Origin of the sequence: Paraburkholderia humisilvae (assembly GCF_902859855.1) — a bacterium.
GTDB lineage: Bacteria > Pseudomonadota > Gammaproteobacteria > Burkholderiales > Burkholderiaceae > Paraburkholderia > Paraburkholderia humisilvae.
The window spans coordinates 1-684 of the sequence record NZ_CADIKH010000453.1; the positions used below are offsets into that span (position 1 = coordinate 1).

The window sequence follows — 684 nt, forward strand, 5'->3', positions numbered from 1 at the left end:
GGTGTGGGCGGTCGCGCGCATTCCCACGCCCGGGCAGGAGGACGGCCGCCGTCTGCACCGCGAGCTCGAACGCCTGCGCAAAGAGCAGACCGCGCATACGAACCGGGTCCGCTCCCTGCTGGTGCTGCACAACCTGCGCGTCAGCCATGTCGGCGGCCGCATCTGGACGCACTGGTAGGCCCGGCAGCGCGAGCTGCTGGCGCCCGGCCTGCGCGACGGGATCGAGCGCGAATGTGAGCGGCTCGCGCTCGTGCGCCAGCAAATCCGCCTGCTCGAAGTGCAGCAGGAGCGACAGGTGCGCAGCGGCGCACATCCCGGCATGGCGCTGCTGGCCCAGCTCGCCGGCATCGGTGCAGGCAGCGCGTGGACGCTCGTCCGGGAGCTGTTCGGCTGGCGCCAGTTTCACAACCGCCGCGAACTGGCCGGTTGCCTGGGCCTGACGCCCACGCCCTACGCCGGTGGCACCAGCGAGGTTGAACAGGGTATCAGCAAGGCGGGCAACAAACGATGCCGCTGGCTGATGGTGGAACTCGCCTGGAGCTGGCTGCGTCTGCAGCCCGGCAGCCAGCTGAGCACTGGTTCAACGAGCGCTTTGCCGGTGCCGGCAAGCGGCTGCGGCGCATCGGCATCGTGGCGCTCGCACGCCGTCTGGCGATCGCCCTGTGGCGCCTTCTCGAGCACGGC

Annotated in this window: 1 pseudogene; it reads left to right on the forward strand. The window is 70.8% G+C overall.

The features are described 5' to 3' along the window. Window positions 1-684 (forward strand): annotated as a pseudogene (locus HV796_RS46430) (transposase); the annotation flags it as partial.